The sequence below is a fragment of the Hyphomicrobium sp. genome (assembly GCF_036262015.1).
Lineage (GTDB): Bacteria > Pseudomonadota > Alphaproteobacteria > Rhizobiales > Hyphomicrobiaceae > Hyphomicrobium_C.
Genome location: NZ_DATAJR010000007.1, coordinates 325,807 through 345,883, shown reverse-complemented (window position 1 = coordinate 345,883; position 20,077 = coordinate 325,807). Strand labels below are relative to the sequence as shown.

At 64.1% G+C, this 20,077-nt stretch carries 23 protein-coding genes, 1 tRNA gene and 1 pseudogene; 19 read left to right on the top strand and 6 right to left on the bottom strand.

The window, feature by feature from the left end; genetic code table 11:
* The first annotated feature begins 1 nt into the window (after nt 1).
* The 10 genes and pseudogenes from trbL to VHO05_RS08530 all read left to right on the top strand — a co-directional run.
* A complete protein-coding gene (trbL, locus tag VHO05_RS08575) occupies nt 2-1,393 on the top strand; it encodes a P-type conjugative transfer protein TrbL (RefSeq protein ID WP_292258817.1) in 1,392 nt (463 codons plus the stop codon).
* Nucleotides 1,390-2,079, top strand: a complete 690-nt coding sequence (trbF, locus tag VHO05_RS08570) for a conjugal transfer protein TrbF (RefSeq protein ID WP_099547428.1) — start codon at nt 1,390-1,392, stop codon at nt 2,077-2,079. The genes trbL and trbF overlap by 4 nt, the downstream gene beginning before the upstream one ends.
* Entirely contained in the window at nt 2,076-3,071 is a 996-nt protein-coding gene (gene trbG / locus VHO05_RS08565; RefSeq protein WP_199122726.1) for a P-type conjugative transfer protein TrbG, read from the top strand. Before trbF ends, trbG begins: the two co-directional genes overlap by 4 nt.
* Nucleotides 3,068-4,204, top strand: a complete 1,137-nt coding sequence (locus VHO05_RS08560; RefSeq protein WP_099547430.1) for a TrbI/VirB10 family protein — start codon at nt 3,068-3,070, stop codon at nt 4,202-4,204. The genes trbG and VHO05_RS08560 overlap by 4 nt, the downstream gene beginning before the upstream one ends.
* 2 nt (nt 4,205-4,206) lie before the next feature.
* A complete protein-coding gene (locus VHO05_RS08555; RefSeq protein WP_099547431.1) occupies nt 4,207-4,443 on the top strand; it encodes a DUF2274 domain-containing protein in 237 nt (78 codons plus the stop codon).
* Between the two features lie 280 nt (nt 4,444-4,723).
* A complete protein-coding gene (locus VHO05_RS08550; RefSeq protein ID WP_099547432.1) occupies nt 4,724-5,515 on the top strand; it encodes a phytanoyl-CoA dioxygenase family protein in 792 nt (263 codons plus the stop codon).
* Nucleotides 5,516-5,711: 196 nt separating this feature from the next.
* Nucleotides 5,712-6,032, top strand: a complete 321-nt coding sequence (locus VHO05_RS08545; protein ID WP_099547433.1) for a hypothetical protein — start codon at nt 5,712-5,714, stop codon at nt 6,030-6,032.
* Nucleotides 6,029-6,382 (top strand): toxin-antitoxin system TumE family protein, encoded by a 354-nt coding sequence (locus VHO05_RS08540; protein ID WP_099547434.1) that lies wholly within the window; start codon nt 6,029-6,031, stop codon nt 6,380-6,382. The genes VHO05_RS08545 and VHO05_RS08540 overlap by 4 nt, the downstream gene beginning before the upstream one ends.
* Entirely contained in the window at nt 6,379-6,765 is a 387-nt protein-coding gene (locus VHO05_RS08535; protein ID WP_099547435.1) for a winged helix DNA-binding protein, read from the top strand. The genes VHO05_RS08540 and VHO05_RS08535 overlap by 4 nt, the downstream gene beginning before the upstream one ends.
* A pseudogene (locus VHO05_RS08530) lies at nt 6,762-7,805 on the top strand (recombinase family protein); the annotation flags it as partial. The gene VHO05_RS08535 and the pseudogene VHO05_RS08530, both read left to right, overlap by 4 nt.
* A gap of 576 nt (nt 7,806-8,381) precedes the next feature.
* Here VHO05_RS08530 and VHO05_RS08525 read toward each other — a convergent pair.
* Nucleotides 8,382-8,471: transfer RNA gene (locus VHO05_RS08525), tRNA-Ser, on the bottom strand.
* Nucleotides 8,472-8,914: 443 nt separating this feature from the next.
* On the opposite strand from VHO05_RS08525, the gene VHO05_RS08520 reads away from it, so the two are divergent.
* The 8 genes from VHO05_RS08520 (at nt 8,915) to VHO05_RS08485 (ending at nt 16,073) form a co-directional block, all read left to right on the top strand.
* Nucleotides 8,915-9,622: a septal ring lytic transglycosylase RlpA family protein gene (locus VHO05_RS08520; protein WP_329646176.1), complete on the top strand. Its 708-nt coding sequence runs from the start codon at nt 8,915-8,917 to the stop codon at nt 9,620-9,622.
* 106 nt (nt 9,623-9,728) lie between these two features.
* Complete coding sequence (locus VHO05_RS08515; protein ID WP_329646175.1) at nt 9,729-11,177, top strand: Do family serine endopeptidase; 1,449 nt, start codon at nt 9,729-9,731, stop codon at nt 11,175-11,177.
* A gap of 36 nt (nt 11,178-11,213) precedes the next feature.
* On the top strand, nt 11,214-12,521 hold the full coding sequence (locus VHO05_RS08510; RefSeq protein ID WP_329646174.1) for a replication-associated recombination protein A: 1,308 nt from the start codon (nt 11,214-11,216) through the stop codon (nt 12,519-12,521).
* Between the two features lie 158 nt (nt 12,522-12,679).
* A complete protein-coding gene (locus tag VHO05_RS08505; protein ID WP_329646173.1) occupies nt 12,680-13,225 on the top strand; it encodes a type VI secretion system amidase effector protein Tae4 in 546 nt (181 codons plus the stop codon).
* A gap of 65 nt (nt 13,226-13,290) precedes the next feature.
* The gene (locus VHO05_RS08500) at nt 13,291-13,527 is read left to right on the top strand and encodes a hypothetical protein (RefSeq protein ID WP_329646172.1); all 237 of its coding nucleotides are present in this window, start codon (nt 13,291-13,293) and stop codon (nt 13,525-13,527) included.
* A 53-nt stretch (nt 13,528-13,580) separates the two neighbouring features.
* Entirely contained in the window at nt 13,581-14,594 is a 1,014-nt protein-coding gene (locus tag VHO05_RS08495) for an RluA family pseudouridine synthase (RefSeq protein WP_329646171.1), read from the top strand.
* A complete protein-coding gene (locus tag VHO05_RS08490) occupies nt 14,584-15,279 on the top strand; it encodes an HAD-IA family hydrolase (RefSeq protein WP_329646170.1) in 696 nt (231 codons plus the stop codon). Before VHO05_RS08495 ends, VHO05_RS08490 begins: the two co-directional genes overlap by 11 nt.
* A 5-nt stretch (nt 15,280-15,284) precedes the next feature.
* Entirely contained in the window at nt 15,285-16,073 is a 789-nt protein-coding gene (locus VHO05_RS08485) for an ATP12 family chaperone protein (RefSeq protein WP_329646169.1), read from the top strand.
* On the opposite strand, the gene VHO05_RS08480 is transcribed toward VHO05_RS08485, so the two are convergent.
* On the bottom strand, nt 16,036-16,557 hold the full coding sequence (locus VHO05_RS08480) for an MgtC/SapB family protein (protein ID WP_329646168.1): 522 nt from the start codon (nt 16,555-16,557) through the stop codon (nt 16,036-16,038). The genes VHO05_RS08485 and VHO05_RS08480 overlap by 38 nt on opposite strands.
* 81 nt (nt 16,558-16,638) lie before the next feature.
* Nucleotides 16,639-16,857, bottom strand: coding sequence for a hypothetical protein (locus tag VHO05_RS08475; protein ID WP_329646167.1), 219 nt, complete (start codon nt 16,855-16,857; stop codon nt 16,639-16,641).
* Nucleotides 16,858-17,017: 160 nt separating this feature from the next.
* Between VHO05_RS08475 and VHO05_RS08470 the strand changes: the two genes are divergently transcribed.
* On the top strand, nt 17,018-17,548 hold the full coding sequence (locus tag VHO05_RS08470) for a pilus assembly protein N-terminal domain-containing protein (RefSeq protein ID WP_329646166.1): 531 nt from the start codon (nt 17,018-17,020) through the stop codon (nt 17,546-17,548).
* Nucleotides 17,549-17,563: 15 nt separating this feature from the next.
* On the opposite strand, the gene lpxA is transcribed toward VHO05_RS08470, so the two are convergent.
* The 3 genes from lpxA to lpxD form a co-directional block, all read right to left on the bottom strand.
* Nucleotides 17,564-18,370, bottom strand: a complete 807-nt coding sequence (lpxA, locus tag VHO05_RS08465) for an acyl-ACP--UDP-N-acetylglucosamine O-acyltransferase (protein WP_329646165.1) — start codon at nt 18,368-18,370, stop codon at nt 17,564-17,566.
* A complete protein-coding gene (gene fabZ / locus VHO05_RS08460) occupies nt 18,363-18,869 on the bottom strand; it encodes a 3-hydroxyacyl-ACP dehydratase FabZ (RefSeq protein WP_329646164.1) in 507 nt (168 codons plus the stop codon). The genes lpxA and fabZ overlap by 8 nt, the downstream gene beginning before the upstream one ends.
* A 67-nt stretch (nt 18,870-18,936) precedes the next feature.
* Nucleotides 18,937-19,974, bottom strand: a complete 1,038-nt coding sequence (gene lpxD, locus VHO05_RS08455; RefSeq protein WP_329646163.1) for a UDP-3-O-(3-hydroxymyristoyl)glucosamine N-acyltransferase — start codon at nt 19,972-19,974, stop codon at nt 18,937-18,939.
* Nucleotides 19,975-20,077: the final 103 nt, after the last annotated feature.

Sequence of the window (20,077 nt, the reverse complement as noted above, 5' to 3'; positions counted from 1 at the left end):
CATGGGCAACACGGGCGTCATCGACAATTTCCTCGGCGTATTCACCTCCTACATCGACAGCGGTTTCGGCCTGCTCGGCGGCGAGGTCGCCTTCATCGCCACGACGCTCATTGTCATCGACGTGACGCTCGCCGCGCTCTTTTGGGCATGGGGCGCGGATGACGACATCATCGCGCGCTTGGTCAGGAAGACCCTGTTTGTCGGGGTATTCGCCTACATCATTTCCAACTGGAACAATCTCGCGCGCATCGTCTTCGAGAGCTTCGCCGGCCTCGGCCTCCTGGCGTCGGGCACCAGCTTTTCGGTTGCGGACCTGATGCGGCCGGGCCGCGTGGCGCAGACCGGCCTCGACGCCGGCCGCCCGCTGCTCGATTCCATTTCCGACCTGATGGGCTGGATCGCCTTCTTTGAGAACTTCATCCAGATCGCGTGCCTGCTGTTCGCATGGGCGCTCGTGGTGTTGGCCTTCTTCATCCTCGCCATCCAGCTTTTCGTGACCCTCATCGAGTTCAAGCTGACCACGCTTGCCGGCTTCGTCCTCATCCCCTTCGGCCTGTTCGGCAAGACCGCCTTCATGGCCGAGAAGGTCTTGGGCAACGTGGTGTCCTCCGGCATCAAGGTTCTGGTGCTCGCCGTTATCATCGGTATCGGCAGCACCTTGTTTTCGCAGTTCACGGCCGGTTTCGGTGGCCAGACCCCGAGTATCGACGACGCCATGGCGATTGTGCTCGCCGCGCTGTCGCTGCTCGGCCTCGGCATCTTCGGCCCCGGCATCGCCAACGGCATCGTCTCGGGCGGCCCGCAGCTCGGGGCGGGTGCTGCCGTAGGCACGGGCCTCGCTGCCGGCGGCATGGTGCTTGCGGGCGGCGCGGCGGCTGGCGGCGGGGCCATGCTGGCCGCGAAGGGCGGCGCTGCTGCCCTGTCCGGTGGGGCCGCGGCCGTTCGCGGCGGCGCGACGGCCGCGGGAGCGGCGACCGCTGCATATAGCCTAGGCTCACTCGGCCAGACCGGAGCGGCAGGCGTTGCTTCCGGCCTCGGCGGTGTTGCACGCGCCGCAGGCTCGGCCGCCATCTCGCCGCTAAAACGCGCTGCCTCTAATGCAACATCCCAAGTAAGCGAAAGCGTCAAGTCCAGCTTCGCCGATGGCGTGCGCGCCGGTTTCGGTGCGACGGGCGGCGCGTCCTCCATGGGCACGGTAGGCAGCGCCAGCGCCAGCGCCACTGCGGCAGCCGCGCCGCCGACTTCCCCCGCTGGTCCTCCGGCTTGGGCGCAGCGGATGCAGCGCCGGCAGGCCCTCAATCACGGCACCACCATGTCAGCACATGCCGTTCGCTCCGGCGACAGCCACGGCTCCGGTTCCTCCGTCAACCTTTCCGAAAGTGACCGCTCATGAGCATCTTCAAACGACCCGCAACCCATTACGGCAAATCACCCGAACCCGAGACGCCATATCAGAAGGCCGCGCAGGCGTGGGACGAGCGTATCGGCTCGGCCCGCGTGCAGGCGAGGAACTGGCGGCTCATGGCCTTCGGTTCTCTGATCCTTTCCGCCGGCTTCGCCTCGGCGCTGGTCTGGCAATCCGCACGGGGGACCGTGGTGCCTTGGGTGGTGCAGGTCGATAATCTCGGACAGGCGCAGACCGTCGCGCCCGCGAACGCGGATTATCGCCCGACTGACCCGCAGATCGCTTTCCATCTCGGCCGCTTCATCGAGCAGGTCCGCGCGATCCCGGCCGACGCCATCATCGTCCGCCAGAATTGGCTTCGGGCTTATGAGTGGACCACGGATCGCGGCGCGGCTGCCTTGAACGACTACGCCCGCGCCAATGATCCCTTTGCCAAGGTCGGCCGTCAGCAGGTCGCCGTCGAGGTCTCGAGCGTCATCCGCGCATCCCCCAACAGCTTTCGGGTAGCGTGGACCGAACGCCATTTCGAGAGCGGCCAGCTCGCCACGACCGAACGCTGGACCGCGATCCTGACCATCGTGATCCAGCCACCGCGCAATGCCGAGCGCCTGCGCGCCAATCCGCTCGGAATCTACGTCAACGCAATTTCATGGTCGCGGGAGATGAGCCAATGAGGACGATCACCCGCACCCCGGCCGTTGCCGCCATGCTGCTTTCGGCCACCATGCTTGCGGGCTGCGCCACCAATCGCGCCCAGCAATGGAGCTATGACGATACCGTGCCGCCGCTGCCGACCGTGCAGGCGGCCGTCACCAACGACACGCCCCGGCCGCTGCATGTCCCGCCGGCATGGACCGTGGCGCGGGGCGGCGAGGCTGCCGGCACGCCGACCGGCCGCGTCGAGAATGCCAACGCCGCCGCCCGCGTCGAGCCGCGCCGCGAAGGCTACTACAACGCGATCCAGATTTATCCGTGGAGCGAAGGCGCGCTCTATCAGGTCTATGCCGCAGTTGGGCAGATCACGACCATTGCGCTGGAGCCGGGCGAGAGCCTGACCGGCGCGGGGCCGATCGCGGCCGGCGACACCGCGCGTTGGATCATCGGCGACACCGAGAGCGGCAGCGGTGCGAACCGCCGCGTCCATATCCTTGTGAAGCCGACACGCACGGACATTTCCACCAACCTTGTCGTCACCACCGACCGGCGCACTTACATGATCGAGCTGCGCGCGCGGGAAACGCTCTACATGCCGGCCGTGGCATGGGCCTATCCCACACCGCCAGCAGGCCAGCGCCAGACCGTCCCGGCCGCGCCGATCATCCCGGCCGAGGCTGCGAGGAACTACCGCTACGGCCTGACAGGCGATAGCCCGCCATGGCGACCCATCTCCGTCTTCGACGATGGCCGCCGCGTCTATGTCGTCTTCCCGGCCGGGATCGTGCAGGGCGAGATGCCGCCGATCTTCGTGCTCGGCTCCGATGGCGAGCCGCAGATCGTCAACAGCCGCGTCCATCAGAACATCCTGATCGTGGACCGCCTGTTCGGCGCGGCCGAGCTGCGCCTTGGCAGCGGCAGCCGCCAGCAGACGGTCAGGATCGTCCGCATCAACCCGCCGCAGGCCGCCGCCGCGCAGCCCGCCAGCGCGACCGGAGACTCCCCGTCATGACAGACACCACTATCACCGACACCGCCGCGCCCATGCGGCTACGCGCCGAAACGCCCCGCGTCACCCGCCTGTCCCGCAAGATGCTGGCAGGCGTCGGTGCCGTCGCCTTGCTCGGCATCGGCGGGGCGCTCATCTACGCTCTCCAGACCCGCGATGCAGGACCGGGCGGCGAGGAACTCTATTCTACCGAGAACCGGCCCACGGCGGACGGCCTGTCGGGCTTGCCGCGCGACTATACCGGCCCGGTTCTCGGCCCCGCGCTGCCCGGAGATTTGGGCCGCCCCATCCTCGATGCGCAGAACAGGGGCCAGCCGGTTGCACCGCCCGTCATGGCGACGCCCGCCGTCGATCCAGAGGAAGAACGCCGCCGCGCCGAGGAAGAAGCCGCGCGCTTGAGCAACCTGTTTTTCCAGTCCGGCCCGCGCACGGGAGCACCAGCAGGAACGGCCATGCCCGGCCTTGCCGGTCTTGGCCTTGGTGGACAGCCTGCGACGCAGGATCGGCACACGGCTTTCCTCAATGGACCCGTGGACCGGCAGACCGTCGCGCCGGATCGTGTCGCGCCGCCGGCATCGCCCTATATCCTTCAGGCCGGGGCCGTGATCCCGGCCGCTTTGATAACGGGCATCCGTTCAGACCTTCCCGGCCAGATCACGGCGCAAGTCACCGAGAACGTCTATGACAGCCCGACCGGCTCGCTGCTCCTGATCCCGCAGGGCACGCGCATCATCGGCCAATACGATGACGGCGTGACCTTCGGCCAGCGCCGCGTCCTGCTTGTCTGGAATCGCCTGATCCTGCCGGGCGGCCGTTCCATCGTCCTTGAGCGCCTGCCGGGCGCGGACGCCAGCGGTTACGCCGGCCTTGAGGATGGCGTCGATTATCATTGGTGGGATCTGATGAAGGCGGCCGGACTGTCCACGCTGCTCGCGGTCGGGACGGAGTTGGCGACCAGCGACGAGGACCGGCTTATCCGGGCCATCCGCGACGGTGCGCAGGATACCGTCAATCAGGCGGGCCAGCAGATCGTTCAGCGCCAGTTGCAGGTCGCGCCGACGCTCACCATCCGGCCCGGCTTCCCGGTCAGGATCATCGTCACCCGCGACCTTGTGTTCGAGCCGGCAGGAGGTTGACAATGACCAAGCTGAAACTCGGCCCGCTGCCCGACGACAAGCCCGTCAAGGTGACGGTAGAGCTGCCCGCGCCGCTTCACCGCGATCTGGTCGCCTATGCCGAGGTGCTGGCCCGCGAGAGCGGCCAGTCCGCCGCCGATCCCGTCAGGCTGATCGTGCCCATGCTGGAGCGGTTCATCGCCACGGATCGCGGTTTCGCAAAGGCACGGCGGGAAGCAGGACAGACCATAAAAACATGAGCTTGAGTTGGTATATGTGCGTGGCAAGAGCAAAAAATTGTACGCAGCTACCTGTTTTCCATGACGGGGATATGCTAACCATCAAGCATCCTGCGACGCGGCATGTGCTTCGTCATGCGCCCTTGAAACCATCCGCTACGGAGCATACGTTACACCCATGATGTTCATTTCCACATTCTTCCCGCTGATCTGAACGACTGAAAGTCGTGCCGGCGCACCTGCGCCGTTCAGATTAAGACGGCCCTGCTGACGCGGAGGCCGAACGGAGAATGTGTTTGTAATGCCTAAATCTAAGCATGTCGGCCTGACTTCTGGTCAGGTCCAGAGCTTCATTGACGATGGGTTTGTCAAAATCGAAAATGCCTTCAGCGCCAACCTTGCAAAGCAAGGGAGGGACGAGTTGTGGGCGGATATAGGTCTGTCACCGGACGAACCTGAAAACTGGACTCAACCCGTTGTTCGAGTGGGGTTCAAGTCGTCGCCCCCCTTCATCGAAGCTGCTAACACGCCGCAACTGCACAAAGCCTACGACCAACTCGTTGGGGAAGGCCGATGGCTTGCCCCCAAAGGTGTTGGAACCTTTCCCATCCGCTTTCCGTCACCAGAATCTCCCGGTGACGACGGCTGGCATGTGGACGTGAGCTTTGGCACCGACAATCCAGATTTCATGGAGTGGCGGGCCAACGTTAAGAGTAGCGGACGCGCCTTGTTGATGCTGTTTCTGTTTTCGGATGTTGGTCCCAATGACGCGCCTACGAAAATACGAAAAGGGTCACATGCGGCGATTGCACGTGAGTTGCTGCCCTACGGCAATGCAGGCGCGACACTCAGGCAACTTTCCGAGAATGGCTACGCCTCTACGGAAGGTTGCGATGTTGCGTTGGCAACAGGTGCGGCGGGCACCGTCTACCTATGTCACCCATTCATCGTCCATGCGGCGCAACCTCATCGAGGGGAGCAGCCGCGTTTCATGGCACAGCCGCCGCTGCTGCCGAAGGACGAGTTTGATCCGGCGCTACCTCCATCGCCGGTCCAGATCGCCATCCGTCAGGCATGTAGGCTGACGTTCTAAGCCAAGAGGCATCCGGGGCCGCAACGCGGCCCCGGATGTTGCTGGTTATCCGCTAGTGTCTCTGCAACTGACGCAGGGGTGCCGCCAGCGCATAGGCGCAAATGCGGCACGCTACAGGCCGCCGACTGCCCTCCATGGTTCGCTTAATTCCGGGACCGTGAGTGCCCCGGAATCCACCAGAGCCAAGGAGGATTCCATGTGCGCAGAGCGCCGCCGCGCCCGCAAAGGGCGACCGCGACAGCCGGTTCCCGAGACACTTCCCGACGATCTTTTCGACTATGCCGACGAACCCACGTCGGACGGGCGGGAGCGCCGAAGGTCGCCGCTTCGCATCGTCGATGTGGAGTCGTTGCCTGTCTTCGACGACTGGCCCGAGAAGGTGCCGGTCACCGAGGAAGAACTGCAAATCTTCGAGCGGTATTTCGGCGACGTGCTCGACCGGCTGTTCGGCCCCATCGACGATCCTGACAATCAGGGCTTGAAATCGTTATCCTCTGATGATAACAGTAAGTCATGAGCGAGGATCGTGACCCGAGCCTCGACACGCTTCTGGACCTCGACGGTCAGGTGCTCGTTGTCGATCCCGAGAGCGGCCATTGGGTAAAGTTCGTCGTCACCCGCGTTCCGGTCTCGCCGGAGAAGCCGCACGGCCTCGATTACTCGCTCACGCTTCACGGGCCTTCGGGCGAGCGGCTGGTCGGCTTCGACAACGCCCATCCGGTCGGCCGGGGCAGGCGTGGCGGGCCGATGGACCATCGGCACCGTCTCCAGACCGTGAAGCCTTACGCCTACGAGGATGCGGCCACGCTGCTGGCCGACTTCTGGCAGGCGGTGGACGCGGTGTTGAAGGAGCGAGGCGTGCTATGACCACATTGAAAGTCGGGATTGCCGGCTACGATGAGATGAAGGCCCGCACCATGCGGATCGCGCGCGGCGAAGAAAAGCCGGCGGCCGACGATCCGAAGGTGTGGTTCACATCCATGGAATCCTTCGCGCAGCTCCTTTCCAGCGGGAACCGCGAGCTGCTGCGCGTCATCGACGAGCAGTCGCCCGGCTCGCTGGAGGAACTGTCGCGGATCACGGGGCGGGCGAAGCCCAACCTGTCCCGAACCCTCAAGAAAATGGCGCGCTACGGCCTGATCCGCATGGACCCCGGCGAGGGCCAGAAGCTCGTGCCCAAGGTGCTGCATGATCGCGTGGAGCTGGCGTTGCCCTTGCTCGAACGCCGCGCGGCGAAAGGAGGCCAATGATGAGCATTCAGTCCCCACACGTCGCCCTGCGCGCCGCGCTCTATCTGCGCGTCTCGACCGCCCGGCAGGCCGAGCATGACGTGTCGATCCCCGACCAGCGCAAACAGGGCGAAGCCTATTGCGCTTCGCGCGGCTACCAGCTTGTCGAAACCTTCGTCGAGGCCGGAGCATCGGCGACCAACGACCGTCGCCCCGAGTTCCAACGGATGATCGAGGCCGGCACCAGCAAGCCCGCGCCGTTCGACCTGGTGGTGGTTCACAGCTTCTCGCGTTTCTTCCGCGATCACTTCGAGCTGGAGTTCAACGTCAGGAAGCTCGCCAAGAATGGCGTCCGGCTGGTGTCCATCACACAGGAAATGGGCGACGACCCCATGCACGTCATGATGCGGCAGATCATGGCGCTGTTCGACGAATACCAGTCGAAGGAGAACGCCAAGCACGTCCTGCGCGCCTTGAAGGAGAACGCCCGCCAAGGCTTCTGGAACGGTTCGCTTCCGCCCATCGGCTACCGCGTCGTCGATGCCGAGCAGCGCGGCGCGAAGATGAAGAAGAAGCTGGAAATCGACCCGCTGCACGCCGACACCGTGCGGCTGATCTTCCGCCTTGCAACGGAAGGCGACGGCACGTCCGGCCCCATGGGCGTCAAGAACATCGTCAGCTACCTCAACAGGAACCACATGTTCACCCGCAGCGGCGGGCGTTGGGGCATCGGCCAGCTCCACCGTATCCTGACCCGGCGCACCTATATCGGCGAGCATCGGTTCAATCGCCGTTCCAAAAAGGGTGACGTGAAGCCCGAGGAGGAAATCGTCACCGTCGCGGTGCCACCGCTGATCGACCTTGAGACCTTCGAGGCGGTGCAGAGGCGCTTGCAGGTCAATAATCCGAAGGTGACGCCGCCGCGCGTGGTCAGCGGCCCAAATCTGCTGACCGGCATTTGCCATTGCGGCAATTGCGGAGGTGCGATGACGCTGCGCACCGGCAAGAACGGCCGTTATCGCTATTATGCCTGCTCGATCCGGGCGCGGCAGGGCGAGACCGGCTGCAAAGGCCGCGCGATCCCCATGGACAAGCTCGATCGCATAGTGGTCAGCCATATCGAGGAAAGGGTGCTGGACCCCGAGAGGATCGAAGATGTGCTCGCCTCGCTGCTCGACCGCCGGCAGGAGAGCGTCGAGCGGCGCAGCCAGCACATTGCAGAGCTGAACCAGCGCGCGGCCGAGGCCGACATGCGCCTCAAGCGGCTTTACGACGCTATCGAGGCTGGTTCGCTCGACCCGGCCGAAGCCGCCCTCGGCGAGCGGATAGCGGGCCTTACCGCGCTACGGGATCAGGCACGCGCCGACGCCGAAAGAACCGAGGCCATGCTGAAAAGCTCGGCCCATCAGGGCCTCACAGGGGCAGCCGTGCGGGAACTGGCGAGTGAAGCCCGCACCCGACTCCGGCTTGGAAAGGGCGGCTATCGGCGGGAACACGTCCGGGCCTTCGCCCAGCACGTCGAGGTCGCGGACGACGCAATCTACATCAAAGGCAGCAAAAGCACCCTGTTGAGGACGCTGGTAGCCACTAAGGGAGGGAAAACGGCGGAAATCGGCGTTCCCGGTTTTATACCGAAGTGGCGGAGAGAGTGGGATTCGAACCCACGGTGGGCTTGCACCCACGCCGGTTTTCAAGACCGGTGCCTTAAACCACTCGACCATCTCTCCGGAAAGCCTCCGCGCGAAGCGGAGAAGCGCTGGAACCTACACAGTCCGCGCCTCACCCTCAAGAACCGGTTAAGGGCGGAACGCCGCGCTTAACGGGATCGCAATCGCCTTCTGCCATGCTGCCAAGGCTCATCGGTGAAGACCGCACCAAACAGCGGCGCCCGCGAGCGGCTAGGCAGGAAGGCCCCGTAAGGGGCCGTGGGATGGCGTTTATGGTAATGCGTATGTGTGGCGCGGGCGCAGATGCACCGCGGCAATCGAAATTCCGTATCGGAACGCGCGGCGCGCGGGGCACGCTGCCCTTGATCGCTATTGCAACCGCCGCTTTGGGCGGTTGTGCCAGCAGCCAAAGCGTCGTTTCGGGTCTTTCGTCCTCGAAAGAGTCCTCAGCCCGCGAACCGATGTTCCCAGAATCCAAGTGGGGCGTGTCGGCGAGTCGGCGCGTGGCCAGCCATGACGAGCGCATTCCGAAGGGCGGCGGCACCTACAAGGTCGGCGAGCCCTACCAGGTCGGTGGACGCTGGTACAACCCGCGCGAGCAGCCCGAATACGACCGGGTTGGCGTCGCCTCTTGGTATGGCAGCGATTTTCACGGCCGCCACACTGCCAACGGCGAAGTGTTCGACATGAATGCATTGACGGCCGCCCATCCGACGCTGCCGCTTCCGAGCTATGCGTACGTAACGAACCTCTCGAACAACCGCACCATTCTCGTGCGCGTCAACGATCGCGGGCCCTACGTGGGCGAGCGCATGGTCGACCTTTCGAAAGAGTCTGCCCGCTCGTTGGGGCTCCTGTCGGGCGGCACCGGCAAGGTCCGCGTTCGCTACGCCGGCCCTGCGCCTATCGACGGAAATGACCGCCGCGAGCGTCAATTCTTGGCCAGCCGGCCTTGGACCGGCGGAGCGGATATCGTGGCGCTCGAACGCACGGAGTCGATGCAGGAATGGGCACCCTACGGCAGGCAGCCGGGGCCGCCCCAGGATTGGCGTCCGCGTGGCAACCCGGGCCCGGTCGCATCGGTCGAGCGCCAACCAATGCCGGAACCTTACCGCCCTCCGCAGCCGGCCCGCCAAAACTACGCGGACGCGCGCTATGACGCAGCAGCTTGGTCGCCGGATGCTTACAGGAAGGGCCAGACTTCCCGCTAAGCGCGAATCCGGTCCCCTCAGCCGGAAGGGGCGTCTGTGACGCCCTTCCGCCCGCTCGCGCCCTGTCCTATATCCTCCCGCGTGACTAGGGACAGGGATCCAGTTCATGCCTCGTTACGTCAAGGAGTTCGCCGCGTTGGCGGTCGCCGGCTTGCTCGGCGTTCTGGTGTCGTCAGCGGTAGAGCGCCGTCAGGCAACCGCGCAGGATAACGCGCCAGCCGCCCGCGTGGTCCCGCCGTCGCGCGAGGTCGCTCAGTATTCGTTCTCGCCGATCGTGCGCCGGGCGGCTCCGGCAGTCGTCAACGTCTACGTCCAGCGTCGCGTGCAGACATTTTCGTCGCCCTTCGCCAACGATCCCTTCTTCCGCCAGTTCTTCGGCGACGCGTTCGGCCAGCCCTCCGAGCGTATCCAGAGCTCTCTCGGCTCCGGCGTCATTGTGAGTCCGGAAGGCATCGTGGTCACCAACACGCACGTCATCCGAGGCCGCGGCGAAACGGAGATCCGCATCGCCCTCGCCGACAAACGCGAATTCGACGCCAAGGTGCTGACCCAGGACGACAAGACGGATATCGCCATTCTCAAGATCGAGAGCAACGATCAGCGTTTTCCGACGCTTGAGCTTGAAGACTCCGATACCCTCGAGGTGGGGGATATGGTGCTGGCCATCGGCAACCCATTCGGCGTCGGCCAGACCGTGACCAGCGGCATCGTCTCGGCTTTGGCCCGCAGCGAGATCGGCAATTCGGATTCGCAAGTGTTCGTTCAGACCGACGCAGCGATCAACCCCGGCAACTCCGGCGGCGCGCTCGTCGACATGTCCGGAAAGCTGGTCGGCATCAACACGATGATCTTCTCGCAGTCTGGCGGCTCGCAGGGCATCGGATTTGCGATCCCCTCCAATCTTGTGCGGCTCTACGTGCAGGGCGCCGCGGAGGGCCGGAAGGTCGAACGGCCATGGCTCGGCGCACGGCTCGAAACCGTGACCCGTGATACCGCCGAGGCCCTTGGGCTCGATCGCGTCGCGGGAGCTGTCGTGGCGCGGGTCTCGAACAGCGGCCCCGCGGCAGGCGCAGGACTGACCGCCGGTGACGTTGTCGTAAACATCGATGGCTTCGAGGTCGCAGACGCGCGCGGGGTTCAGTATCGTCTCACGACGCGCGGCATCGGCAGTACGGTGAAGATCGGAGTTATCCGCAAGGGACAGCCGGTCACGGTGGATCTCACCCTCGTTGGCGCGCCGAAGCCCGGCCGCGACGACGTCCGCAATCTTGCCGGCCAGCATCCCCTCGACGGCGCGCGCGTGTCGAACATCGGTCCGGCCGTCGCGGACGAGCTCGGCATCGATGAAACCGATGGTGTGGTCGTCGTCTCCGTTCGCCGGTCGTCGACCGCCGCACGCCTCGGCTTCCTGCCGGGCGACGTCATCGCCGAGATCGGCGGAACGAAGGTCGCCAGCGTGCGCGATCTGGAAGGCCTGTTGGGCACGCGCCAACGTATGTGGCTCGTGGCCGTGCGCCGCGGTGACAAGGTTTTCAACCTGCAAGTCCCCGGATAGGAGGACGGGAGTGATCTCCCACGCTAACATCCCCCGATGAGCAATCTTTTTGAAGCCGCTGGATTGGAGAAGGGCGCGCCGCGTCCGTTGGCTGACCGACTGCGTCCGAAGACGCTATCGGAGGTCGCGGGGCAGCCGCATCTTGTTGGTCCTGACGGAACTCTGACGCGTTTTCTCGCCAGCGGTCGCCTGCCGAGCCTCGTCCTCTGGGGCCCTCCAGGCTGCGGCAAGACCACGATAGCGCGCTTGCTGGCCCACGAGACGAAGCTCGAGTTCGAGCAGCTGTCCGCGATTTTCTCCGGCGTCGCTGAGTTGAGGAAGGCGTTCGATCGTGCCAAGGCCCGTCGCGAGCAGGGGCGGGGCACGCTGCTTTTCATCGACGAGATCCACCGCTTCAACCGCTCCCAGCAGGATAGCTTCCTTCCGTACATGGAGGACGGGACGATCACGCTGGTCGGCGCCACGACGGAAAACCCGTCATTCGAGATCAACGCCGCCGTCCTGTCGCGCGCAAGCGTGCTGACGCTGAATCGTCTCGACGATGACGCGCTCGAAGATCTCCTGAAGCGCGCCGAATCCGAGGACGGCAGGCCGCTGCCTCTCGATACAGACGCGCGCGAAGCCCTGAAGTCCATGGCCGACGGAGACGGCCGCGCCGTCATCAATCTCGCCGAGGAAGTCTTCGCCACGGTGAAGCCTGGCGCAAAGCCGTTGGATCGCGCCGCGCTCGTGAAGCTCGTGCAGCGCCGCGCGCCGCTCTACGACAAGGGCCGCGACGGGCACTACAACCTCATCTCTGCCTTGCACAAGGCCGTACGGGGCTCCGATCCGGATGCGGCGCTCTACTACTTCTGCCGCATGCTGGATGGCGGCGAGGATCGGCTCTTCATTGCGCGCCGCATCGTCCGCATGGCGGTGGAAGACATCGGCTTGGCCGATCCCCAGGCGCTTGTGATCGCCAATGCCGCGAAAGAAGCGTTCGATTTTCTCGGTAGCCCCGAAGGAGAATTGGCGCTGGCGGAAGCCGTGATCTACGTCGCCACGGCACCGAAATCGAACGCCAACTATGTGGCCTACAAGGCAGCCATGCGCGCCGCCAAGGAACATGGCTCGCTCTCGCCGCCGAAGGTTATCCTCAACGCGCCCACCAAGCTCATGGAGGAGGAAGGCTACGGCGACGGCTACCTCTACGATCACGACCAGCCGGATGCCTTCTCCGGCCAGAACTACTTCCCCGACGAGATGAGGACACGACCCAAGTTCTACGACCCGCCCGAGCGCGGGTTCGAGCGGGAGCTGGCCAAGCGGCTCGCGTACTGGGACGGTCTGCGCAAGAAGCGCTGAGCCACACCCGCGGCCTTAACTATTGGGGCCGTAGCGCCGGGCACCCCGGCCATCTGGCCAACTTTCGTCCGGCATCCTATAGTCCGCTCGCGCGACAGACGGCGGGTTTACGGGGCTTGGCCGGCGCTTACGGGCGGATCGTAGTAGGGAAGCGTTTCATGATTGAATTCAAAGATCTATGGCGCGGGCATCCGATCAATGAAAGCGTCCAGACGCCCTGCATTGCCCCCCACAACCTGACCAACCTCGAGGGCAACACCGTGCTCATGGGGTTCCCGGTCTTCTCCAACCAGTGTGCCATCCGCATGGGCGTCGCCCTCCGGCGCGCCGGCGTTCAGCCATCCCAGCTGTCCGGAATTTCCCATTGCTCGGTGCATCCCCGTGACGAGATGCACTTCATCAACGCGAGCCAGCTTGCCAACGGCATCGCACGCGCCAACATCGCGGGCATCGGACCGACAGAGAAGTTCATCGGTGCCGACGCGGCCGAGTTCTATCCGAAGATCTTTGGGCGCACTGGCATCATATACATCCAGGATTACTGGCGCCGCTCGTCGGACAGCGGCCGTCCGACCGGTGATCACATCGACGTCTGGAACGGCTATCGCTCGTCGGCAAAATGGCTCATGGAGTGGTTCTCCTGGCTCGGCTACTACTCGAACTATGCCAACGCCGGAGAAATCTGGTTCTGGGAAGTGAAATAGAAGCCGAAGTCCACCTGCTTCGGACGAGACGTCATAGAGCGCCCGAAAGGCTGCCGGAGGATAGAATGCGCTATCTCGTTGCGATCGTTTTCGCCATCGTCGGTGCCGCGCTGGCCATGCACTTCCTGAGCGGCCCGGTCGCAAACTGGGCAGCGCTTCAGTTCAAGTTCGAGAGTTCCGACGAAGCCGAGAATATCAACCAGCTTGCGTTTATGGTCGTAAATCTGGCCGGCCTCATCGTCGGCTGGACCATCGGATGGGTGATCGGCGGCCCGCTCCGTGGCGGCGCCCGTCCCAACTGAATTGCCAATGTCCGCGCTGGCGATCCGGCGTGAACCGAACCCCGTGATGACAAATGACTGACCGCGCACAAGAGCGCGTGGAGACCATTGAGGTTGCCGAGCGCGAAGCCGGCATGCGCCTCGACCGTTGGTTCCGCGTGCATTTTCCCGAGATCAACCACGGCTATCTGCAGAAGCTGCTCCGCTCCGGGCAGGTGAGGGTGGACGCGCGCCGTGTCGAAGCCAAGGAGCGCCTGGAAGCGGGCGCCAAGATTCGCGTTCCCAAAGCAGCGCGCACTCCGCGCGAAGGGAGCCCTGCAGCAAAGACAGCCGCGACGCCGTCGGCTTCGAAGGCGGACCGCGAACTCATCGAGAGCATGATCCTGTTCGAGGACGACGACGTTCTCGTACTCAACAAGCCGTTCGGGATCGCCGTCCAAGGCGGCACGGGAACACGCCGCCACATCGACGGCATCCTCGCGGGCATGGTCGATCGCTTCGGCGACCGTCCGCGTCTCGTGCACCGTCTTGACCGCGACACGACAGGCGTCTTGCTCGTCGCCAAGCATCGCAGCGCAGCCGCCAAGCTCGGCCGTATTTTCCAGACGCGCTCTGCGGCGAAAACATACTGGGCGCTAGTCAGAGGTGTGCCGAAGCCGCCGCAAGGAAAGATCGAGGCCGCGCTCGTCAAGGCGTCGGGCCCGGAGGGAGATCGCATCCGCAAGGCTCGCCCTGGCGAGCAGAAGGAGGCAATGCATGCGACCACCCATTATTCCGTGGTGGATCGCGTCGCGCACAAGGCGGCGTGGGTCTCGCTGAAACCGGTCACGGGCCGCCAGCACCAGCTGCGCGCGCACATGGAAATGATTGGCCACCCCATTGTCGGCGACAACAAGTACGACGGCGGCATGGAACTGCCCGCGGAGAACATCGAGCCGAAGCTGCATCTCCACGCGCGCAGGCTGATCATCCCGCACCCGGCGGGCAAAGCGAAGATCGACGTTTCGGCGCCCCTTCCGGCGCACATGCTCGGAACGTGGGACCTGCTGGGTCTCGACCCCCGCCGGTTCGACAAGGATGACGGCTGACAGGATGACACCGGTAAAGCTCGTCATATTCGATTGCGATGGCACGCTGGTCGACAGCCAGCATGTGATCGTTGCCGCCATGAGCGACGCCTTTCAATCGGAAGGGCTCGTTACGCCGGAGCGCGAGCGCGTGATCGGTGTTGTCGGTCTGTCGCTCGGAATTGCTGTTGCGCGGCTTGTGCCGGATGGCGCCGACCTCGACCAGGTCGACCGCCTGACCGAAGCTTACAAGGCCGCATTCGCGGAGCGTCGCCGTCGGCCGGACCACGCAGAGCCGCTTTATCCGGGTGTTCGCGAAGCGCTAGCGAAACTCTCGGCACGTGACGACGTGGTCCTCGGTATTGCGACCGGCAAATCACGCCGCGGGGTCAACGCCGTGCTGGAGCGCGAGGGCTGGAACGATCTGTTCGCGACCATCCAGACTGCGGACACTCACCCCTCGAAGCCGCACCCGTCGATGATCTTGAGCGCCATGAGCGAAACGGCGGCGGAAGCTGCCGACACGGCGATGATCGGCGATACGACATTCGACATCGAGATGGCGCGCGGCGCTGGGACGACCGCAATCGGGGTGAGTTGGGGTTATCATCCGGCAGAAGCGCTCCACGCGGCGGGGGCCCACCATGTGGCAGCCGATTGTGCCGAACTCGAGCAGACGCTTGATCAGATCATGTTTCGGAAGTGAAGCGGATGAGCGATGACGACACCACCTCGGGCAATGGCAACGGACAGGGAGGACTGAAAGTCCCGCCCAAGGACTCGTTGCGTCCGCCGCTCCCAAAGCGCTTCTACAAGGCGGCAACGGTCGAGCCGCGCGATGGCGGGTACAGGGTCCTGCTGGATGGGCGTGGGATCAAAACGCCCGCGAAGCAGGATTTGATCCTGCCCGTCCGCGAGCTGGCGGATGCCATCGCTGCCGAATGGGAAGCTCAGGGCGAGTTCATCGACCCGGCGACAATGCCGCTGACGAAGCTCGCGAACTCGGCGATCGACGCCGTATCCAGCCGCATGCAGGAAGTCGCCGATGACATCGCCGCCTTTTCCGGCAGCGATCTGCTCTGCTACCGCGCCGAAGCGCCTGAGGGGCTGGTGCGCAGGCAAGCGGACGCCTGGGACCCGGTCCTGGTTTGGGCCAAACGTGATCTCGGTGCGGACTTCCGCCTGCGCGAGGGTCTCATGCCCATCGAACAGCCCCCGGAGACGCTCGACGCCATGAGGCGTGCGCTGGCCGATCTCGACCCCCTGAGCCTTTCCGCCCTCCACGTGCTGACGACGATCAGTGGCTCCGCGCTGCTGGCGCTCGCGCATCACCGGGGACATCTATCGGTGGAAGAGGCCTGGAACGCCGCCACAGTCGACGAAACCTGGCAGAAGGAGCAATGGGGTAGGGACGCGGAAGCTGAAGCGCAGGCAGCTCTGCGCTTGGCGGAGTTTACGGCGGCTAGCCGCTGCCTTCGTCTGCTTCAGTCTCGTCGATAAGGACCGACCTAGTCGAACTCTGCGAACTGCTCTGCGCCAACATGTTCACCAAGCGCAGGATGGCAAAAGACAGCAGCGCTGCGAAAATCGCGAGCAGATAGTGCCCCGCGCCAGCGGCAACTCCGAGCGCACCGGCCATCCACATGCCAGCACCCGTCGTAAGGCCGCGCACGGAATCGCGACCTTGAATAATGGTGCCGGCAGCTAGAAAGGCCACGCCCGCGGTCACAGCTTCGATAATGCGGATAGGATCGGCATTTCCCCCAGAGGATTGCCTGACCGTCTCAAAAATCTCGAATGTCAGCACTGTGAAAACGGCTGCCGCGAGCGCCACGAGCATATAGGTGCGCAATCCGGCGGGCAGGTTCTTCTCTTCACGGTCCCAGCCGAGCAGCCCTGCGAGTGCCACCGCCATCACAAGACGCAACATCACCTCGAAATGGGCGAGCGAGCCTGTTGGAGAGAGCAATTCGAGGGAGTTCACCGCGCCAAATCTCCAACGAGAAAGTATTGTAGATGACGATATGTCAATTCGCGCGACAGAGAAACGGACAATACGCGCTTATCAATCGCCGTCTTTACCTCGCGGGACGGTGATGTCGACGCCCGGTGCTTGGATGCGAGTTTTGTCGTTGTCGCTCTCGATGCGCGTGCCCGGCGCCTCAATGCGTGTTTCGTCGTCAGCGATACCGTAAGTTTTCGTACCGGCGTTTTGCGCAAGAAGTACGGCGCCGCCCACGAGAACGAAAGCAGCAATAATCACGAGCAGCGTGCCGCGTGTCATCAGAGAACTCCGTTCAATTCCTGAAAACCGAATGGGCGTAGAACGCGCGATACGCACGCGAAGTTCCGGCCCCGGCAATAGCGGAGAGGTGCTCCGTTAGGGATTCATTTACGCAATCGGCGCCAAATGGCTAAGACCTACAAAGTCAGGAGATTGGCTCATGGCCTCGAAAGCAGCCGTTGCCGCGCGCTCAGCCGCGAAGAACGAGGCGGTCAATCGTGCCGCTATGGTCATGGCGAGCCTTGTCGTCGCGCTCGCGCTTCTCTTCTGCGGAAAGGTCAGAGCCGCTGATCTCGTGGTCGCCTATGACCAGTCGCAGCTTCTGCGCCTGCCGCGTCCTGCCGCGAGTGTGATCATCGGCAATCCCTCGATAGCGGACGTGGCCATTCAGGGTGGCAACCTGCTTGTCGTGACGGGCAAGACATTCGGGGTGACCAACATCATTGCGCTCGATGCGGAGCGCAACATCATCCAGGATCAGCGTGTCGTCGTGCAACGCGATGAGGTTCGCACGGTGAACCTGACCAAGGGCGGCCTGCGTCAGTCCTATAGCTGCACGCCGAACTGCTCGCCGACGCTGACCATCGGTGACGACACGGCCTATTTCGACATGATCTCGAAGCACGCTTCGACGAAGACCAAGTTCTCCGATACGGGCAGCGGAGCGAACGGCGGATCCGAAGGGCAATAGCAGCCGCGAGGCTGCCTACGCCTCGTCGCCGTTCTTTGGGGTGCACATCGAGCGCTTACCCCCGGCCTTGATGAAGGCCACGATCTCCATAACCGTCGGATGATCCTTGAACTCCTCGGTGACGTCGGCGACGCGTTCGAGAAGCGTTCCTTCCTGTGCGAAGAGCGCGCGGTAGGCCCGGCGCAGGTCGTGGATCTCGTTGCGAGAGAACCCGCGGCGCTGCAGGCCGACGATGTTGAGGCCGGAGAGATAGGCGCGGTTGCCGAGCGCCATGCCGTAGGGAATGAGGTCCTGCTCGAGGCCGCTCATGCCGCCAAGGAAAGCGTGTGATCCAACGCGCGCGAACTGAATGACCGCGGCCCCGCCGCCGATAATGACGAAATCGCCAACCTCGCAATGGCCCGCCAGCATGACGTTGTTGGAAAAGATGACGTTGTTGCCGACATGGCAGTCGTGGCCAACGTGAGAATTGGCGAGAAAGGCGCACCCGTTGCCGATGGTGGTCCGCATCCCGCCGCCCTCCGTGCCGGGATTGATCGTCACACCTTCGCGGATCAGGCAATCGGAGCCGATATCGAGTGTCGACGGCTCGCCCTTGTACTTGAGGTCCTGGGGCTGATGGCCGATGGAGGCGAACGGGAAGATCCGCGTGCGCGCTCCAACAGTGGTCCGCCCCGTCACGACCACATGGCTGGCGAGCTCCACGCCCTCGCCAAGCGTGGCGTAGGCGCCAACGATGGAGTAGGGGCCAACCGTCACGCCATCTGAAAGCTTGGCGCCGTCCTCGATGATGGCGGTCGGGTGAATTTTAGGATTAGCCATTCTTGTTGCTAGCCGCAAATGCCCGAGCTTCTGCGGTATCGGCGAGCATCGCACTGATCTCGGCCTCGGCGACGGTCTTTCCATCGACCTTCGCTTCTCCATAGAAGCGCCAGACGCGTCCGCGGTTCCGGATCTTGCGCACGTGATAGTGGAGCTGGTCGCCCGGCAGCACCGGCTTGCGGAACTTCGCCTTGTCGATCGCCATGAAGTAGACGAGCTCGGTCTTGTAGTCTTCGCCAAGGCTGTGCACGCAGAGCGCGCCGGCCGTTTGTGCCAGCCCTTCGATGATCAGGACGCCGGGCATGACCGGGTACTGCGGAAAGTGGCCCTGGAAGAACGGCTCGTTGATTGTCACGTTCTTGACACCAACACAGGTCTCGTCCCCGTTGATGTCATAGATGCGGTCGAGCAGGAGGAAGGGGTAGCGATGGGGCAGCAGCCTCAGGATCGTCGCGATATCTGCCGTCGTCGCCGAAACCTTCTTCGTCGTGTCGTCCATCCCGATCACACTCCATTTCGCCCGGCAGAATCCGCCTCGGGCATTGTTCTAATGTTGAGGCTCAGCCTCATTCGTCTTCGGGGCGGTCGCCACCACGGCGCGCCAGCCGTGTCACGGCGGCGACTTCGCGCGCCCACTGCTTGAAAGGTCGCGCAGGAGTACCTGCGAGCACAGCTCCCGGCGGAACGTCATCCTTCGGGTGGGAGCCGCCTGCAATCTGCGCTCCGTTGCCGATCTTGATGTGCCCGACGGCGCCTGATTGGCCGCCCATGACCACATGGTCACCGAGCTCGGTCGAGCCGGAAATGCCCACCTGGCCAACGATGACGCAGTGCCGTCCGATCACCACGTTGTGCCCGATCTGGACGAGATTATCAATTTTTGTGCCCTCGCCGATGATGGTATCCTTAAGCGCCCCTCGATCGACGGTTGAGTTTGCCCCGATTTCCACGTCGTCCTGGATGATAACGCGGCCGATCTGCGGCACTTTGAGGTGGCCCTGGCGCCCCATGGCGAAACCGAACCCATCCTGACCGATGCGCACTCCGGCATGCAGGATGACCCGGTCGCCGATCAAAGCGTGCACGACCGAGCAGAGGGGGCCGATATAGCAGCCCCGGCCGATGCTGCACCGGTAGCCGATCACGGCCCCAGCGGCGATACGCGTCCCGGCGCCAATGCGCGCTTCTGGCCCGATAATGGCACCTGGCTCGATCTCGGCGCCTTCCTCAATGATGGCCGAAGGAGAGATCCGATGATCCGATCCCGCCTCGGCCGCCTTGCTGCGCATTCCTTCGGGATAGAACAGCGCAAGGGCCTGGGCGAAGGCGCGGTACGGGGCCTTGGTGACGAGCGCCACGGTGCCCTCGGGCACGCGATCTGCAAATTGGGCCGCAACCAGACAAGCCCCCGCCCGCGTACTGAGAAGTTGCGGCAGGTACTTGCGGTTGTCGAAGAAGGAGAGGTGTAGCGGCGTCGCCTCCGACAAGGGCTGCACGCCATTGACTTTACGGCCTGCGTCACCCCGAACTTCAGACTCGGTCGCGGCCGCCACCTCAGCGAGCGCGAAGGGCCCGGCGGTGTTGAAGAAACCGGGATGGTTCATGAGAGCGTGCTTTCGAAATCCTGCTGAGCCGTGACGGCGAAGCGCTGGGCGCGGCGTGCCTTCGTTCCGCATTTGCCCGCCGAAACGAGCTTCCGCGTAAGGT

What these genes read in the sequence shown, in the direction of transcription:
- lpxD (WP_329646163.1), bottom strand. Translation starts at nt 19,974, where the DNA reads ATGAACCATCCCGGTTTCTTCAACACCGCCGGGCCCTTCGCGCTCGCT.
- VHO05_RS08555 (WP_099547431.1), top strand. Translation starts at nt 4,207, where the DNA reads ATGACCAAGCTGAAACTCGGCCCGCTGCCCGACGACAAGCCCGTCAAG.
- VHO05_RS08540 (WP_099547434.1), top strand. Translation starts at nt 6,029, where the DNA reads ATGAGCGAGGATCGTGACCCGAGCCTCGACACGCTTCTGGACCTCGAC.
- VHO05_RS08475 (WP_329646167.1), bottom strand. Translation starts at nt 16,857, where the DNA reads ATGACACGCGGCACGCTGCTCGTGATTATTGCTGCTTTCGTTCTCGTG.
- VHO05_RS08535 (WP_099547435.1), top strand. Translation starts at nt 6,379, where the DNA reads ATGACCACATTGAAAGTCGGGATTGCCGGCTACGATGAGATGAAGGCC.
- VHO05_RS08495 (WP_329646171.1), top strand. Translation starts at nt 13,581, where the DNA reads ATGACTGACCGCGCACAAGAGCGCGTGGAGACCATTGAGGTTGCCGAG.
- VHO05_RS08550 (WP_099547432.1), top strand. Translation starts at nt 4,724, where the DNA reads ATGCCTAAATCTAAGCATGTCGGCCTGACTTCTGGTCAGGTCCAGAGC.
- VHO05_RS08485 (WP_329646169.1), top strand. Translation starts at nt 15,285, where the DNA reads ATGAGCGATGACGACACCACCTCGGGCAATGGCAACGGACAGGGAGGA.
- lpxA (WP_329646165.1), bottom strand. Translation starts at nt 18,370, where the DNA reads ATGGCTAATCCTAAAATTCACCCGACCGCCATCATCGAGGACGGCGCC.
- VHO05_RS08505 (WP_329646173.1), top strand. Translation starts at nt 12,680, where the DNA reads ATGATTGAATTCAAAGATCTATGGCGCGGGCATCCGATCAATGAAAGC.
- trbF (WP_099547428.1), top strand. Translation starts at nt 1,390, where the DNA reads ATGAGCATCTTCAAACGACCCGCAACCCATTACGGCAAATCACCCGAA.
- trbL (WP_292258817.1), top strand. Translation starts at nt 2, where the DNA reads ATGGGCAACACGGGCGTCATCGACAATTTCCTCGGCGTATTCACCTCC.
- fabZ (WP_329646164.1), bottom strand. Translation starts at nt 18,869, where the DNA reads ATGGACGACACGACGAAGAAGGTTTCGGCGACGACGGCAGATATCGCG.
- VHO05_RS08560 (WP_099547430.1), top strand. Translation starts at nt 3,068, where the DNA reads ATGACAGACACCACTATCACCGACACCGCCGCGCCCATGCGGCTACGC.
- VHO05_RS08545 (WP_099547433.1), top strand. Translation starts at nt 5,712, where the DNA reads ATGTGCGCAGAGCGCCGCCGCGCCCGCAAAGGGCGACCGCGACAGCCG.
- VHO05_RS08470 (WP_329646166.1), top strand. Translation starts at nt 17,018, where the DNA reads ATGGCCTCGAAAGCAGCCGTTGCCGCGCGCTCAGCCGCGAAGAACGAG.
- VHO05_RS08510 (WP_329646174.1), top strand. Translation starts at nt 11,214, where the DNA reads ATGAGCAATCTTTTTGAAGCCGCTGGATTGGAGAAGGGCGCGCCGCGT.
- VHO05_RS08490 (WP_329646170.1), top strand. Translation starts at nt 14,584, where the DNA reads ATGACGGCTGACAGGATGACACCGGTAAAGCTCGTCATATTCGATTGC.
- VHO05_RS08500 (WP_329646172.1), top strand. Translation starts at nt 13,291, where the DNA reads ATGCGCTATCTCGTTGCGATCGTTTTCGCCATCGTCGGTGCCGCGCTG.
- VHO05_RS08515 (WP_329646175.1), top strand. Translation starts at nt 9,729, where the DNA reads ATGCCTCGTTACGTCAAGGAGTTCGCCGCGTTGGCGGTCGCCGGCTTG.
- trbG (WP_199122726.1), top strand. Translation starts at nt 2,076, where the DNA reads ATGAGGACGATCACCCGCACCCCGGCCGTTGCCGCCATGCTGCTTTCG.